We start from the raw sequence: 15772 nt of genomic DNA on the forward strand, positions 1-15772 counted from the left end.
TCACATCTTCCTTAATATCATAGTTGTACTTATTAACTTTCACATGTCGTTGGGGCGTATGTTGGCCTTTATGATCTCGAATTAAGTTTAACCTACCAATAGAAAAATACACTATAACTCTTTCAACGTGTTAAAAAAGGAAAAGCCTTGCTACGTTACGTAACAAGGATACTATCCATCACCGATAGGTCAAATACCTCTCATACCATTCGTCAACAAAATCCGGAGAAAAAGGCCCTTTTCTTTGACGGATCCAACGAAGTAAATAGTCTAAGTTGTTATGGAGAATACGATCTAAAACCCTAGGATAATTCATTTGAATTCTATGGTCATCATATTCATCTTCATCAAGAATATCATAGGTCATGTCCGGATATACTTTGACATCAAGGTCGTAATCAATGTATTTGAGCGCTTCTTCATCAAAAACGAACGGGGAGCTAATATTGCAATAATAATAAATTCCATCTGTACGTAGCATGCCGATGATATTAAACCAATACTTTGCATGAAAATAACAAATTGCTGGTTCCCTAGTTACCCATGATCTACCATCACTTTCCGTTACTTGCGTTTTGTCGTTGGCTCCGATAACAATTGATTCCGTTCCTTTTAGTACAAGACTGTTTTCCCAAACCCGGTGAAGTTGTCCATTATGCTTGTAGCTTTGTATTTGCATCTTTGAACCTGGACTCGGAGCAACCATCTTATCTTCCTTTCGCTAATAGTCCGTTATTAATCCTTATTTCATTATAAGGCCAACTATATGAAATATAAAGTATTACGTACTTTATGAATTAGAATAACTCACGTTCGCTCGTAAATTGACGAGAGTGGCTTCTTTGTTGTTTGGTGCGCTGCTGTGACTAATTAAAGAGTCGCATGGTTGATTCATTCGCTCCGGTGGTTGACTGACGCAAGCTGGCATGGTTGATTAGAGGGCTAAAATAGTTAAATTTCTAGCTTTCCCTCTGATTTACGGTTCGAAATACACATAAAGAGAGCTCCCTTTAAAGGAAGCTCTCTGAAATGTTGTGAGGTAGATATTTACTTTTTGTTTTGCTGAGATTGTTGGTTCTGTTTTCTTACTTCCTGAGCGTTTGTTTCAGAAGCAAACTCAGTACCAAATTTCCCTTGACCTTGTGCAGATTGTTGGTTCTGCTTTCTTACTTCTTGAGCGTTTGTTTCGGAAGCAAACTCAGTTCCGAATTGCCCTTGACCTTGAGAAGCTTTTTGGTTCTGTTGTTTTACGTGCTGAACGCTAGTACCTGAAGTAGTTTTGTTTGGGTTTTTAGCCATCAATATCACCTCCGCACTTCTAATTTAACCCGTATGCGGTTAGCTTATCCGAACTAATTTGATCCAATTAAATCATCAAATGGATATATATTCCAACAATGAATAAAAACCTGTATTCTACATAACTTAATGGGGAGAAATCACATTTAGAGGAGAAATGATGATGGATTCAACAAGAAGAGACTTCACAGAACTAACAATGATGAGTAAAACAAAATGGAACAATGAAGAACTAAACTATTTTCAGCATGCATTGTCGCAGCTTTTACCATATGTAAATCCAGAAGGACTTTCCATCCTTCATGAAATTAATAAAGAAATGCATACAAGGGATTAAGCTTTGCCTTGTTGAAAGTAACTTCTATATTAAAGGACTGGGACAACCCAAACTACAAAGGGCAAAAACATCCTTCTCGATCTTGGTACGCTATTTAGCTCGAGGTACAGTGACTCCCTGGAGTGTAAAGGGCCTTGTATGCCTCCATAGTGCAAACACACGAAAGGCATACAAGACAACTCTGGAAAGCGTAGTACTTTTCCGTAGCGATCATAAGCGATGTCCCAGCCTTTAATTTCATTTCATATAGTTCATCATTTTCTGATGGGAGACAGGAAACGGATATTCGGCCACAGTTTCTTTTGGAACGAGCTTAAGTCTTTGATCGTTCATTTCCTTAATATCTGCTTCAGCATGATATATTTCGATTTCCCAAATAAGATGAGAAAATACATGCTTCAGCTTTCCTGCATGGTTCTTAACTTGAAGAGATATACCATATTCTTGATGGAACCAACTTTCAATATGGTCATAACCAATTTCACCTATAGGTACCATCGGAAATTGCCATAGGTCTGCAAGCAGGCCATTACTTGGACGCTTTTCAATCACATATTCCCCTTCTGGTGTTTGAATCAGGAGAGCGACATACGGTATTCTTCTTTGCTTTTTAGCCTTTTTCTTAACAGGCAGGTCCTCTTCCACTCCCTCCGCATATGCCTTGCAGTGCGTTTGAACTGGACAAAGCATACAAGCAGGTGACTTGGGTGTGCATATTATGGCCCCTAGCTCCATTACTGCTTGATTAAAGGAGGATGGGTCGTCATGGTCAATTACTTCTCGCACGTACGACTCAAATAGTTTCCTTGTTTTGGGAAGTGCAATGTCCTCTTCAATATGAAATATTCTTGAAAAGACCCGCATTACATTCCCATCCACTGCAGGTTCAGGCTTGTCATATGCAATAGACAGGATAGCTCCTTTTGTATATGGACCAATTCCTTTTAATGAGCCCAGTTCTTCTGGATTAATAGGTACAATGCCATTATAGGATGCTACCACTTCTCTTACGGCGTTTTGTAAGTTCCTAGCACGGGAATAGTAACCTAAACCTTCCCATGATTTAAGTACGTCTTGTTGATCGGCAGCTGCTAAAGCTTCGACTGTGGGAAAATTTGAGATAAAACGATGAAAATACGGGATGACGGTATCAACCTTTGTTTGCTGAAGCATAATTTCTGAAACCCAAATTTTATAAGGATCCTGATCCTTTCGCCAAGGCAGGTCACGTTTATATTCTTGATACCAATCAATTAAATCTTTTTGAAAACCAAAAATGTTAAAATTCTGTAACTGTATATTTTTCATAAATTCACATCCTGTATGATACAATAAATTAGTCAAAAAAACGCAAGCAAACATTATGCCAATTTAGCATACGATCTAGCTATTTCATTAAGATCAAACCATTAAGGAGGACCTATTTTATGGATACCGGTACCCATATAGTAATGGGTGTTGCACTAGGAGGATTAGCTACGCTAGATCCTGCAGTGCATCAAGACCCTTTGCTATTTAACGCGGTGCTTGTAGGAACAATTGCCGGTTCTCATGCGCCCGATTTTGATACAGTATTAAAATTGCGTGATAATGCAACTTATATTCGGCATCATCGGGGTGCAACCCATTCCATTCCTGCTGTAATTATGTGGGGAATTCTAATTGCAAGCATCATTTATTTGTTTGTTCCAAGTGTAAATTTTCTCCATCTATGGCTATGGACTTTCATCGCTGTAGTCCTCCATGTGTTTGTGGATATATTTAACGCTTACGGAACACAGGCATATCGACCCTTTACCAATAAATGGGTAGCACATGGGTTTATTAACACTTTTGATCCTTATATCTTCGCACTTCATGCTGCTGGTATTGGTGCATGGTTATTAGGCGCAAATCCTGGATTTACTTGGATAATTATTTATGCCGTTATCTTTTTGTACTATATTAAACGGTATAACGATAAGAGGGAGATCGTAAAGAAAATAAACGGTTTTTATTCTGACGTGGAACAAATTGCGACATCACCTACCCTTAAACACAATTATTGGCGTGTTGCAGTAACGACCAAAGATCGGTTTTATGTAGGCAGTGTGCAAAATGGACACATTGAAATAGTGGATGAGTTCAAAAAGATACCATTACCTGATAATGAAATCATGCAAATTGCAAAAGAGGATAAAAATATTTCAGCATTTCTATCCTTCTCCCCTGTTTATCGTTGGGAAATTAATGACTTCGATGATTTTACGGAAGTGCGCTTCATTGATTTACGCTATCGTTCAAAAGGACATTATCCTTTCGTAGCGGTTGTGCAGATCGATGACAATAAACGCATTATGAGTTCCTACACAGGCTGGATCTTTTCTGAAAGAAAACTGCAAAGTAAATTGTATGTTGAAGAAACACCCATTTAAAACAGCAGGTAGAGATACCTGCTGTTTTTATGTTAGCTCAAGAGATGGTTCACTTTTTCCTTGCGACGATTCACTCTCACCCTGCGACGATTCATTTTTTCACCGTGACGATTCACTTTCGCCTCGTCACGATTCATTTCTACCTCGTGACGATTCACTTTTCTTTTACAAGATCTCCTAATAAAGAAATAGGTATGGCTTCTTCTTGTTCATTCATCTCGCCAAGGAGATTTATACGATTGCCCCAAGCGAAAACACCATTTATATAATGAATTTTAAAGGTATAGCCCGGATCTGTCTTTAATGTATAAATCCTTTCAGATTCAAAATCTGTCGGATTTAATGTGTAAGCAAGCGCCACCTGCATTTTCCGTTCATTTACTGCTACTTCTGAAATGTTTCCAAGCTGTTCCGCTTTTTGCGCTTTCTCCTTTAATTTGCCAATTTCCGCTCGTAATTGCTCAATGGAGTAATCGCTATATCTATAGTTCGTATTCATCAAAATCCCTCCCATTTGCCATCCATTATCATAGCTTTAAAATCTATTTATGTAAATAAAGTGAAACTTCATTTGGTGGTTTTCTCTCCCACAACTAATGTTAGTTGAACGTATAGGACCTTAACTGGCGATTGCCCCCCCACTCACTCTTGAGGTGAGGATCTTGCTGCCAGTTAAGACGGGACAAAGCTTTGCTATACATCTATCCGTTCATCAAGCACTTGTTGAATAGTTTCCAAAGGAAAACCTTTACGATATAAGCCTTCCTTCACTTTATTTTTAAGCTCAAAGTCACTGTATTTCTTTTCATATTTGCGAATTAGTTTATCCGCTTGAGTCTTTAATGCTTCCTGTTCTGCCTCTTCATCTTTTTCTATTACATCCTCATTTAGTACCTCGTTGATTACGTCATGGGAGAACCCTTTTTGCATCAGCTGAGTTCGCCATTGTTCCTGTTGTTTACGAAAGGATACATTCTTTTTATGCTTGCTCTTTTTCTCTAACAAATTTAGCGCTTTTTCATACTGTAATTCATAGGAAAAGACAGCCACTGATTCTGTTGCAATATTAGCTGCAACTCCTTTTTCTATAAGCTCACTTTTTATTACATTTGGACCTTTGCTCGATGTGTTCATTCTTGTTCTCACAAACATCTCCGCAAATTGCTCATCATTGATTAGCTTTTCACTTGTCAGCCGCTCCATTATTTCTTCTATAACCTCTGGCTCAGCTTCTTTTTTTACTAGAAAATCACGTATTTCTTTTTTTGTCCTCATTCGGTAGCTTAAAAAGTTGATGGCTTGGGTATATATTTTATGTAGAGTATCTTTTTGTAAGATCTTTTCCATTGCTGCTTCATCAAGTTCTTCATTTTTACGAAGACCAAATTTAATTAAAATATCTTCATCGACACTGAAGCCGTATTTTTCACCTTCGCCTTCATCAACAAAAATATTGTATCTGCTTTTACTTTTTTTCTGTGTGGTGATTCGGGAAATTTTCAAGATGGTTCACCCCTTCTCTTATATTTTAGCAAAAATAGAGCAAAAGTTCGCGTCCGAAGTTCAAAAAATATTTACCATTAAAAATGCTGTGTTTTCAAACAAGGTAGTTTGCATATCCTATAATATATATAAATATCTGTGAATTAGGTAGGTGTAGGGAATGGATATATTAATAACTGGAGGAACAGGGTTTGTGGGAAAGCACCTCACGAAAGCACTACATGAAAATGGTCATCACACATACATACTCACCCGTTCCCCTGAAAATAAACAAAATACGGATTCTGCAACATTCATCGGTTATGATCATGATGTAACATTACTACCGCACATTCAAGCAGTTATAAATCTTGCAGGAGAATCCCTTTTCGGTTATTGGTCGAAAAATAAAAAACAGTCTATTTTAGAAAGTCGTATTGAAATTACCCAATCTTTAGTTGAAATGATGAGTAAAATGGATACAAAGCCTGATGTATTTATTAGTGGTTCTGCTGTTGGTTATTTTGGTAGTTCAGAGGATAAAATTTTTACGGAAGCTACGAATGAAGCAGGGTGTGATTTCCTAGCAGAGGTTGCCCTTGAGTGGGAAACAGTAGCCAGACAAGTAGAAGACCAACTCAATATACGTACTGTATACTTACGATTTGGTGTTATCCTTGGTAATGAAGGGGCATTTCCACTAATGCGTCTCCCAGTAAAACTATTTGCTGGCGGAAAAATCGGATCAGGGGAACAATGGCTCTCTTGGATTCATATACATGATGTAGTGCGATTAGTTCAGTTTTGCTTGAATGAAAAAACGATACAAGGGCCTGTTAATGCTACAGCACCAAATCCTAAACGCAATAAGGACTTTATGCGTATTGTGGCTTCGGTGATGCATAGACCTTATTGGTTTCCAGTTCCCTCTAGCATGATTCATCTAGTTATCGGGGAGATGGCCCAGCTTATTACAAAAGGACAATACGTCCTGCCAAAAAAGGCACAAACACACGGCTTTCAATTTAGCTATCCCCATCTGAGGGAAGCGATAAACGAGATTGAGGAATAAGCCTTTTTTTTGATGTTGCAGTAAACTTCATTTAAGTTGAGCATTCTACAGAAGTGATGTAAAAAAATCAGTCTTTTATATAAATCTAATGTAAAAATTTGTCGGCAAGTTTTATAAAAAAGGGTATTCCCTTTCTCTAATAAACTGTGTAAAATAATGCTATCAAGCATCGAAATTCACATAACGAAAGAGATGAAATGATTATAGTAAAACGTAGAAATTAATAGGGAAGGCAAATGGTGCGCCACCAGCATTGCTGGTTCTAGTGGGTTCGATTCCCACCCCGAATTTTTGTTGAACGTTAACTAAAAATTCGTGGGTGGGTCAACTTACTAAATTCCCTTATGGTTATTTAGAATGCCCACCTGTCCATAAGGAGGGTATTTTTTATGCTTAAAATGCGTGACCTACAAGAAGCGCCCGTATTATTTGACCTTATTAAACATCCGGAGGTATTTCCCTACGTTAGACATAAGGCATACTCAAGCGAGGAATTTCTTTTCCTTACAAAACAAACAATGGAAGCAGAAGAGAATGGAGAATTGATTTCTCGTACAATTTTAGATGAATATTATCACCCAATTGGTACGATTAGCTTGTTTGATATACAGGATGGATTTGGGTTTCTTGCAACATGGATTGGCCAGCCTTATTTCGGAAAAGGTTATAACAAACGTGCGAAGGAGCAATTTTTTGATGAGCTTTTCCTAAATCATAATATGAACGGAATATTTATGAAAGTGAGAAAGTCTAACAAACGATCTCTCCATGCCGTATTAAAGCTTCCATATGCAACCATGGCAAATAGCATTTATCCGGAAGTGTACCAAGAGATAAATAAGCAGGAAGAGGTATATAATTTGTTCCTAATCTCCAAGGATCATTACGTTTCTTGCCAAACTTTTGCAAGCGCCGAGCAGCAGCATACTGAAGAGGAAGTTGGTTAATTTTAGATAAAGCGTATAGAATATCTTTTCATGGTGATTCTAATGATACATGGAGGTGTTCTAATGAAGCACAACGGCAAGCAAATGCAGCATGAGAAATTCCTTTCAAAAACACAGGAAGTTCTCTACAAAAAGGAATTTAAGCAGGCAGACCGAATTTATCAGCAGCTTTCTCAAAGAGGAAATCGAAGCTAAACGCTTTGATTTCTTTTTTGTTTTAATGGTCTTTTACATGAGCCTAGTTCTAACCATTTACTAGTATAGTGACTACTTTAAGGCATCCACCTATAAGATGTGCAAGTGTTATTTGAGATTTTTCTTGACCATCTAACAGGTAGCTCTGCATATGAGCAAGAAATAAGAAAACCAACTCTTGCGCATTGAGTTGGTTTAATAAACTATTTCTCCGGCATACCTGGAGGATAATAGTGTGGCGGTACTCTTAGCCACCCTCTTTTGCGCATTAACGCTTTTAGAGTCGTACCGAATGTAATCATTTCTAACTGAAATTTAATCCATATATATCCGATATCATTTCGAACAACTTGTGCTTGTCCAGTTGCACATTGGATAATGGCACCAGCAACCTTTAAAGAGATTCCATTTGCTAATTCATCATCAGTTAATTTAGCACCTAAAGGAATGTCATTTCCATTTGAAATTGGCTTTTTTCCAGGCAATCCTGGTAATGGTATCCCCTCTTCAACCATAAACTCTTCCAGGCGCTTTAACTGAGGTTTACACATTTTCATTGCATCTTTCAACATTTCATTAACCTCGTCATCAGTTGTGGTGTTTAAACCGACTTCCTCATACCTAAGAAATTCATGTAACATCGTATAGTAAACCCAACAATTAGTTACTTCTCCAGTATGTAAAGGAGCCTTTTTTTCTTTTTTATCCGTATTGTCAATAGACATTTTTAATGTGTTTAACATCGCTTCAAAAACATTTGGCATTTATTTACCTCCTATAACCTTTAATATCTGTCATGATCAAGGGAGTTATGCCTATTCTTCAAGAATACGATTCGTTAGTTGAAAAAATAATTTTTGCTAAGCATTTTTGTTTATATTCTTATCAACGAAATGCTCTGCTATTTACATTGTTTAGCCAGAAAAACGGAACGAATGATTTTAAGATATCAACTTTCCTAATTTTTTTATTGCGCTTAAAAAACATCTGTTATATTATAAGTATAACAGTTAGAACATGAAAGAAAGAGAGCGTGATGTCATGTTTATTCACCTTGATTTTGAATCAGAAGAACCTATTTACACACAATTAATCCACCAAATTATTGAAGGCATTGCGAAGAAAGAACTTTTGCCTGGCGATCCTCTCCCTTCTGTAAGAGCAATGGCAGCAGATATTGGAATTAACCTCCATACAGTTAATAAAGCGTATCAACATCTAAAACAAGAAGGGTTTATCCTTATTCATCGACAAAAAGGGGTAGTTATTCATCCCGAAGGTGTCTCAAAAGCAGATGCAACTTATATGGAAAAAGTGAAGAGAAAGTTGCGGCCTTTTATTGCGGAATCCATTTGTAGACAGGTTTCCGAGGAAGACTTCTTAAAGCAATGCCAGGAACTATTTAGTGAATTTAAAAAAGACAAAGAAGGTGATGCAAAATGACACTAAGTTTACTATTATTCTTTTTCATCCTTGCTCCTTCATTTCTAATCATGATTTGCATTCCATATTTAACGAGAAAAACAGAGAGCTTTGGTGTGTCTATTCCAGAGGAAATCTTCCATTCGACCGAAATGAAGCATCTTCGTAAAAAGTATGCTGTAGCTGTTGGGTTGGTTAGTCTGGTTGTAACAATATTGTTTATTTGGTTCGGACTCAAAAGCAATAGCGATACTATGCTTAGCATATTACTCAGCTCCATAATTGTCGGCTATATCATAATCAGTTTTTTCATATATTTGTATTTTCACCGGCAAGTTAAGCAGCGAAAAGCAAAAGAAGGATGGGTTAAAAATAAAAATCAACAACTTTCAATTGACCTGGGTTTTCGCAGACAAAAGCTTGCATTTAGCAATCTATGGTTTATTCCTTCTTTTATTATCGCTTTTATTACTGCTGTCTTATCTTTCATTTATTACGACACGCTGCCTGACACGATCCCAATACAGTATGACTTTTCCGGTAATATAACGAACACGGCAGATACTTCTTATAGAGTCATCTTGTTGATGCCGATCATGCAATTATTCCATGCTTGTCTCTTTTTATTTATTAATACAATCATTACCAAGGCAAAACAACAAATTGATGTGGATACCCCCCAGGTTTCTGCAGAACAAAATCGAGTTTTCAGAAGAAGATGGTCTGGATTCATCGTGATAACGAGTTATGGTTTAACGCTTTTATTTTCTTTTATCCAATATTCCTTTTACCAACCAGTGGAACAAGATTTCTTAGTTAGTGTTCCTCTCGTCTTTTCTGGAGTAATTATCATTGCTGCACTTATTCTTTCTATCACAACCGGTCAGGGTGGCAGTCGTGTCAGAAAAGAAGTCGCAAATAACAGTAGCTACGTGGATAGAGATGATGATCGATATTGGAAGCTTGGCCAATTTTATTTTAATAAAAATGATCCTGCCTTATTCCTTGAAAAGCGATTTGGCATTGGCTGGACAGTAAATATGGCACGGCCTTTATCTTGGATCATGTTACTTGGGATTATCCTTTTAGCTATAGGTGTTCCATTATTATTAACAAAGTAAAAAAAGGAGGGATTTATCTTGAATGATTTATTTCAAAATATTAACTGGTTAATCCTCGCCCCGTTCCTCGTTATCCAAGCTGTACTGATGGTGATCGCACTTATTGATTTAATTAAAGCAGATGATGTTAAGGGGCCAAAAGGCATGTGGTTTTTCATTGTCATTGTGCTCAATACTATTGGACCGATCGCCTATTTTATATTTGGAAGGAGAAATGACTAGGATGGGGACACTAACCGTTAACCATGTTACGAAAAAGTATGGAACCCATACTGCTGTTCATGACGTAAGCTTTTCGTTGTCGGAAGGTAAATGCATCGCTTTAATAGGTCCTAATGGAGCAGGTAAGACAACTACTTTGCGAATTCTTTCAGGCCTTCTCTCCCCTACAGAGGGAGCCGTAACATTTGATAATATCATGAACAAAGTAGACTTCAGGAAGCATATTGGATACCTACCTCAATACCCTGTTTTCTATAATTGGATGACAGGTCGTGAATTCCTAATTTATAGCGGAAAACTATCTTTTCTATCTAAAAAGGAAGCGATCGAAGCTGCGGATATGATGGCTAAAAAAGTTGGCATAGAAGAAGCGAAGAATAAACGAATTAGTGGTTATTCTGGAGGGATGAAGCAAAGACTTGGCCTCGCACAGGCAATGTTGCATCAACCAAAGGTCCTTATTCTTGATGAGCCAGTATCTTCTCTTGATCCAATTGGGAGAAGGGATGTACTAAAGTTAATGGAAGAGTTAAAACAGAGTATGACCATTCTTTTTTCCACACATATTTTAAGCGATGCGGATGCCATTAGTGACGAAATGCTTCTCCTTCATAAAGGAAAGCTTGTCGAGTCTGGTACGATGAAGGAACTGAGAACAAAATATCAAGCAGACATTATCGAACTAGAATTTCAGGATGAGTTTGATTCGCAACATTATGGTGAGGAAATTAGGAAATTACCTTCTGTCACTAATGTGCATATACAGCAAAACTGTCTGTCGATAACGGGAGAAGAAATATATCAACTAAGAAAAATCCTTTTAGAAAAAGCTAGCGGAGAAAATTGGCCGCTCACAGGATTTTCCTTAAATAAAGCTGCATTAGAAGACATGTTCATGAAGGTGGTGGGACAATGATGCAATGGGTTACCATGTTTCAAAAAGAAATGATGGAGAGCTGGCGAAATAAAAAATGGATTTGGGTACCCATCGTATTTATAATCCTTGCCGTTATGGACCCGATTTCAACTTATTACCTACCCGAGATCATCCAGGCAGCAGGTGGATTTCCTGATGGAACCGTTATTGAATTGGGTGATTATGCTCCAGCAGAAATTATTATGATGAGCCTAAGCCAATACAGTACGTTGGGCGTTTTGTTAATTGCATTTCTATCTATGGGAACCGTTGCGGGTGAAAAATCCTCGGGAGTTTCGGAACTAATTCTAGTTAAACCAGTTTCCTATACTAACTATATCACTGCAAAATGGGCTTCGTTATTCGTGCTGATTGGGGGTTCTTCCGCAATTGGGTTATTTGCAGGGTGGTATTATACGGTCCTTTTATATGGTAACCTGGCATTTACGACTTGGTTGAAAGCGATTCTCTTCTACAGCTTATGGTTGTTACTCGTCATAAGTGTGGCCATTCTATTTAATAGCTTAGTCACGAAACCTGGTATCGTTGTGTTTTTAACCATATTATCTGTCATGCTCCTAAGTCTGCTAACACAAGTTTTTGGACATATACTCACCTGGAGTCCTGTGCACCTGTCTTCCTATATACAAGAGCTATTGTTAACAGGTACGGTTTCTGACAAGTTATTTGGCACGGCTTTTGTAACCATAGCCTTGAGTATAATGCTACTAATTCTGTCAGTCTATAGCTTTCAACGTAGTGAGAATAGATAGATAAAAAAGGGTTGCCCATAAGTTCATTCCTCGCTTCCGGGCACCCCCTTTTTTATTGAACCTTAAATTGTTATGCGTCGTACTAGGAAAAAGGATATGACATACAAAATGATGCTAATTATCGTCAATTGTACAAAGAACATCATATCAAAGTTCTCCGCTACTTCTACCATAAAGTCCCATGCCCAGCCTTTTGCAATGGAAAACAGTAAACCTACCAATAAAATGCCTAATACAGAACCTGCTCCAGCAAGACCAAAACGATAAAATAATAACCCAAGAAGAAACATTAACGTAAAGAAGAAGAACATAATTGCTGTATCAATCATTACCCTTGTATACCAATTATTTTCTATAAATACAGCTAAATGAAGAAACTCAAAATTGTTTAATCCAAAAACCCCGTTCATACCGTTAACAAGCTCTTGAATAACCGTTCCAGCAACTGCCTTAAAGAAAGAAAGTAGTAAAAAGAAAAGAGCCAGACCTGCATACAGATTTTTTCTTGTAGCTCCCACCTTAATAGAAAAAGGGATCATATCTTTAACTGTAATAAAACCAACGATACCGCAGTAGACGTACATAGCCCCTGTTAAGGAAAACGCCATAAAAGCTCCATCTACATTTAAAAGAAAATAAGAAATAGTTAAGGTTACGACAAGAATGCTCATTAAAATGGTCCAAAAAATTATTAAAGAATAACGTAAATTGGAGGTGAAAAAATATAAAAGTCCTTGGAGTTGTCTACCCATTGTTATGCCCCCTTCTTTCCTTCGGTTAGATAGATCATCAATTCTTGAATTGGAATACTTTCGACTTGAAGTCCATGTGCCTTGGCTTCAGATGCATCTCCATATACATATGCAGTCATTACCCCTGCCAGTTTTTTTGTTTCGATTACTTCTTTATTCTGAATAAACGTTTGGACATCCTCTGCTGACCCAGTCACAGCACAAGTACTGTTTCGTAAATATTCCGCTTCCTCTTGCATGACGAGTGTGCCTTTTTGGATAATTAAAACCTCTTCAAACATGAGACTTACCTCATCGATTAGATGCGTGGAAAGGATGATCATCCGTTTATCTGTTTCAAATTCTTCTAACAACAGCTCGTAGAATTTTTTCCTAGCTGCTGCATCAAGTCCAATATATGGCTCATCAAACACAGTAATGGGTGCTTTGCTTGCAAGCCCAACAATAATACCAAGGGAAGATTCCATCCCTTTAGATAATGACTTTACTTTGGCATTTTTGTTTAAATCGTAAAAATCTATTAACTCATCAGCCAACTCTTGATCCCATAGGGGGTAAAAATACGAATAAATTTTGAGGACATTTTTGACTTTTAAATCTTTTTTGAAGTTATGCCCCTCTTTAATAAGGCAAACCGTTTCAGTCAATTTCTGATTATCAAACGGTACTTCACCGTTAATTAAAATTTCTCCCTTACTTGCCAGGATATTTCCAGCAAGTATATCCATAAACGTTGTTTTACCTGCACCGTTTCTTCCTAAAAGTCCGTATAGCTTTGGACCTTCTAATGTGAACGAAATGTTGTTTAGCGCTAAATTATCCTTATATTTCTTCGTCAGATTTTTTACCTCAATTTTCATCCATTTCTTCCCCCTTATGAATCATCTCAAGTAATTCTTCTTTACTAATTTGCAGTTTAGCTGCTTCTTGTCGCAATGGTTGAATATAATGATCGTAAAATGTCTGCTTGCGCTTTTTAATCAAGATATGTTTGGCATTTTCTGTGACAAACATCCCTACACCTCTTCGCTTATAGAGTATTTCTTCCATCACCAACTCATTAATCCCTTTGGCTGCTGTTGCTGGATTGATCTGGTAATAGGATGCAAATTCATTTGTTGATGGAACCCGTTCTCCAGCTTTTATGGAGTCACTCAAAATAGAGTCTTCCAATTGTTCTTTTATCTGAAGGAAAATGGGCTTCGTTTCATCTAAGTTATTTTTCATCTCATCACCTTCGTTATTTGGTTCATTACTTATGTAACTAACCATATAACTAACGAACAAGAAAGTCAAGAGGTATTTGGTGAGTTTTTATTTTTTTGATGGGATTTGGGTGAGGAGGAGATTAACTTTGCGATGCTGTGGTTTCACTTTGGGGTGCTGACGTTTCACTTTGCCGTGCTGAGTTTGACTTTTGGGCGCTGTGGTTTCACTTTGCGGTGTCGTGGTTTCACTTTGCGTTGCTAACGATTCACTTTGATGCTCTCTCGATTCACTTTGATGCTCTCTCGATTCACTTTGCCGTGTTGACGATTCACTTTGCGTTGCTGACGATTCGCTTTGCCGTGCTGACGTTTCACTTTGAAGTATGCTGACGATTCGCTTTGTGGAGATCTCGATTCACTCCACCGCTCGCACCATTCACTCCCCATGCTGAGGACCACGACAAAAGACTGCCCGCCATTTAATACAAAAAAACCTGCGCACTCTTAATGCACAGGTCTAATCTTCTCCTATTTTTTTATCTTCACTTTTTGGTAATCTCCCGGATTTTTTTGCTGCTTCCCGAAGCAAAAACTCGACGTGGCTATTAACACTGCGAAATTCATCCTTGGCCCATGTTTGCAAGATGTCATAGAGCTTTGGATCAATTCTCAATGGAAAGTTCTTCTTCTTAGGCATAGAAACCCTCTTTTACTTAAAAGATTTACTGATATAACGATCCAGTATTGACTACCGGCTGGGTACCATGGTCAGAAACAATGGATACAAGTAAATTATTTGCCATGGATACGCGTCTTTCATCATCCAATTCCATTCCTCCATCTTTCTCCAGCTGAGAAATAGCATCTTGGACCATCCCAACAGCCCCTTCGACAATCTGCTTCCGCGCCGCAATAATGGCACTCGCCTGCTGTCTTTGTAGCATCGCTTGGGCGATTTCTGTGGAATAAGCCAAGTGGGTAAGCCTTGCTTCGATTACTTCTACCCCAGCTACGGTCAAGCGATCCTGTAATTCTGATGTCAGCTCGGTTGATACTTCCTCTGCATTTCCTCTTAGTGTAAGTTCGACATCCTTAAATGTATCATAAGGATATTTTGTAGCAACAGCACGAATTGCTGTTTCACTTTGAATTTCTACGAATTGTTCATAGCGATCCACATCAAATACTGCCTTTGCAGCATCTGTAACTTTAAATACAATAACCGCCGCGATCTCTATCGGATTTCCATTTACGTCATTAACCTTCAAGCGTTTACTGTTAAAGTTTCGTACACGTAGGGAAATCATTCTTCTTACAGAAAACGGTACCGTAATGACTATGCCCTCTTTACGGATACTCCCCATATATTTGCCGAGAAAAATTACTACTGCTGACTGATTCGGTTGTACGAGTGTAATTCCACTTCCTAATGTAACCGCAGCAATAAGACAGATTCCACCGATAATAAATTGCTGCTCAACAAAGCTAAAGACTGTTCCTGCAAGCAATGCAGCAATTAGAATAATACCTAAAAAACCATTCATCATCCAAGCATTTTTCTCTTTCATCATAAGATACACCATCCCCACTGTTTTGTATCATTATGATATCA

General features: G+C 37.8%; 21 protein-coding genes. 10 read left to right on the top strand and 11 right to left on the bottom strand.

Annotated features, from left to right (window positions below; all coding sequences use genetic code 11):
- Positions 1-178 precede the first annotated feature (178 nt).
- Complete coding sequence (gene ntdP, locus BN985_RS16770) at positions 179-706, bottom strand: nucleoside tri-diphosphate phosphatase (RefSeq protein WP_042224980.1); 528 nt, start codon at positions 704-706, stop codon at positions 179-181.
- A gap of 341 nt (positions 707-1047) precedes the next feature.
- Positions 1048-1299 (bottom strand): gamma-type small acid-soluble spore protein, encoded by a 252-nt coding sequence (locus BN985_RS16775; RefSeq protein ID WP_042224982.1) that lies wholly within the window; start codon positions 1297-1299, stop codon positions 1048-1050.
- 163 nt (positions 1300-1462) lie between these two features.
- Here BN985_RS16775 and BN985_RS19270 point away from each other — a divergent pair, with 163 nt between their 5' ends.
- Positions 1463-1636: a hypothetical protein gene (locus BN985_RS19270; protein ID WP_182858846.1), complete on the top strand. Its 174-nt coding sequence runs from the start codon at positions 1463-1465 to the stop codon at positions 1634-1636.
- Between the two features lie 237 nt (positions 1637-1873).
- On the opposite strand, the gene mutY is transcribed toward BN985_RS19270, so the two are convergent.
- Positions 1874-2944, bottom strand: coding sequence for an A/G-specific adenine glycosylase (mutY, locus tag BN985_RS16780; protein ID WP_042224984.1), 1071 nt, complete (start codon positions 2942-2944; stop codon positions 1874-1876).
- Between the two features lie 119 nt (positions 2945-3063).
- Between mutY and BN985_RS16785 the strand changes: the two genes are divergently transcribed.
- Positions 3064-4050, top strand: a complete 987-nt coding sequence (locus BN985_RS16785; protein ID WP_042224986.1) for a metal-dependent hydrolase — start codon at positions 3064-3066, stop codon at positions 4048-4050.
- A gap of 154 nt (positions 4051-4204) precedes the next feature.
- On the opposite strand, the gene BN985_RS16790 is transcribed toward BN985_RS16785, so the two are convergent.
- A complete protein-coding gene (locus BN985_RS16790; protein ID WP_042224989.1) occupies positions 4205-4549 on the bottom strand; it encodes a YfhH family protein in 345 nt (114 codons plus the stop codon).
- 194 nt (positions 4550-4743) lie between these two features.
- Positions 4744-5553 (bottom strand): recombination regulator RecX, encoded by an 810-nt coding sequence (gene recX / locus BN985_RS16795; RefSeq protein ID WP_332257511.1) that lies wholly within the window; start codon positions 5551-5553, stop codon positions 4744-4746.
- A 160-nt stretch (positions 5554-5713) separates the two neighbouring features.
- Here recX and BN985_RS16800 point away from each other — a divergent pair, with 160 nt between their 5' ends.
- The 3 genes from BN985_RS16800 to BN985_RS19115 all read left to right on the top strand — a co-directional run bounded on the left by BN985_RS16800 (position 5714) and on the right by BN985_RS19115 (position 7746).
- Positions 5714-6604: a TIGR01777 family oxidoreductase gene (locus BN985_RS16800; RefSeq protein ID WP_042224993.1), complete on the top strand. Its 891-nt coding sequence runs from the start codon at positions 5714-5716 to the stop codon at positions 6602-6604.
- Positions 6605-6993: 389 nt separating this feature from the next.
- Positions 6994-7551 carry a GNAT family N-acetyltransferase gene (locus BN985_RS16805; protein ID WP_042224995.1) on the top strand — a complete coding sequence of 186 codons (558 nt, stop codon included), beginning with the start codon at positions 6994-6996 and terminating at the stop codon, positions 7549-7551.
- 63 nt (positions 7552-7614) lie between these two features.
- Complete coding sequence (locus tag BN985_RS19115) at positions 7615-7746, top strand: YfhE family protein (RefSeq protein WP_156960155.1); 132 nt, start codon at positions 7615-7617, stop codon at positions 7744-7746.
- Between the two features lie 203 nt (positions 7747-7949).
- On the opposite strand, the gene BN985_RS16810 is transcribed toward BN985_RS19115, so the two are convergent.
- A complete protein-coding gene (locus BN985_RS16810; protein WP_042224996.1) occupies positions 7950-8510 on the bottom strand; it encodes a DUF3231 family protein in 561 nt (186 codons plus the stop codon).
- Between the two features lie 277 nt (positions 8511-8787).
- On the opposite strand from BN985_RS16810, the gene BN985_RS16815 reads away from it, so the two are divergent.
- The 5 genes from BN985_RS16815 to BN985_RS16835 are packed head-to-tail and all read left to right on the top strand — an operon-like array spanning position 8788 to position 12200.
- Positions 8788-9189, top strand: a complete 402-nt coding sequence (locus tag BN985_RS16815) for a GntR family transcriptional regulator (protein WP_042224998.1) — start codon at positions 8788-8790, stop codon at positions 9187-9189.
- Entirely contained in the window at positions 9186-10289 is a 1104-nt protein-coding gene (locus BN985_RS16820) for a DUF1648 domain-containing protein (RefSeq protein ID WP_042224999.1), read from the top strand. The genes BN985_RS16815 and BN985_RS16820 overlap by 4 nt, the downstream gene beginning before the upstream one ends.
- Before the next feature lie 18 nt (positions 10290-10307).
- Positions 10308-10511, top strand: coding sequence for a PLD nuclease N-terminal domain-containing protein (locus BN985_RS16825; RefSeq protein ID WP_042225000.1), 204 nt, complete (start codon positions 10308-10310; stop codon positions 10509-10511).
- A gap of 1 nt (position 10512) precedes the next feature.
- Positions 10513-11427, top strand: a complete 915-nt coding sequence (locus BN985_RS16830; protein WP_042225001.1) for an ABC transporter ATP-binding protein — start codon at positions 10513-10515, stop codon at positions 11425-11427.
- A complete protein-coding gene (locus BN985_RS16835) occupies positions 11424-12200 on the top strand; it encodes an ABC transporter permease (RefSeq protein WP_042225002.1) in 777 nt (258 codons plus the stop codon). Before BN985_RS16830 ends, BN985_RS16835 begins: the two co-directional genes overlap by 4 nt.
- Positions 12201-12262: 62 nt before the next feature.
- Here the strand turns inward: BN985_RS16835 and BN985_RS16840 are convergent, their stop codons facing one another.
- The 5 genes from BN985_RS16840 to BN985_RS16860 all read right to left on the bottom strand — a co-directional run bounded on the left by BN985_RS16840 (position 12263) and on the right by BN985_RS16860 (position 15728).
- Positions 12263-12952: a hypothetical protein gene (locus BN985_RS16840; RefSeq protein WP_042225003.1), complete on the bottom strand. Its 690-nt coding sequence runs from the start codon at positions 12950-12952 to the stop codon at positions 12263-12265.
- Positions 12953-12954: 2 nt separating this feature from the next.
- Positions 12955-13812 (bottom strand): ABC transporter ATP-binding protein, encoded by an 858-nt coding sequence (locus BN985_RS16845; RefSeq protein WP_042225005.1) that lies wholly within the window; start codon positions 13810-13812, stop codon positions 12955-12957.
- Positions 13802-14179 carry a GntR family transcriptional regulator gene (locus tag BN985_RS16850; RefSeq protein ID WP_042225007.1) on the bottom strand — a complete coding sequence of 126 codons (378 nt, stop codon included), beginning with the start codon at positions 14177-14179 and terminating at the stop codon, positions 13802-13804. Before BN985_RS16850 ends, BN985_RS16845 begins: the two co-directional genes overlap by 11 nt.
- Positions 14180-14677: 498 nt before the next feature.
- Positions 14678-14857 carry a hypothetical protein gene (locus BN985_RS16855; RefSeq protein WP_042225008.1) on the bottom strand — a complete coding sequence of 60 codons (180 nt, stop codon included), beginning with the start codon at positions 14855-14857 and terminating at the stop codon, positions 14678-14680.
- A gap of 25 nt (positions 14858-14882) precedes the next feature.
- On the bottom strand, positions 14883-15728 hold the full coding sequence (locus BN985_RS16860) for an SPFH domain-containing protein (RefSeq protein WP_042225303.1): 846 nt from the start codon (positions 15726-15728) through the stop codon (positions 14883-14885).
- Positions 15729-15772 lie beyond the last annotated feature (44 nt).

This window comes from Oceanobacillus manasiensis (assembly GCF_000724085.1).
In the GTDB taxonomy this organism is placed as follows: domain Bacteria; phylum Bacillota; class Bacilli; order Bacillales; family Amphibacillaceae; genus Oceanobacillus_B; species Oceanobacillus_B manasiensis.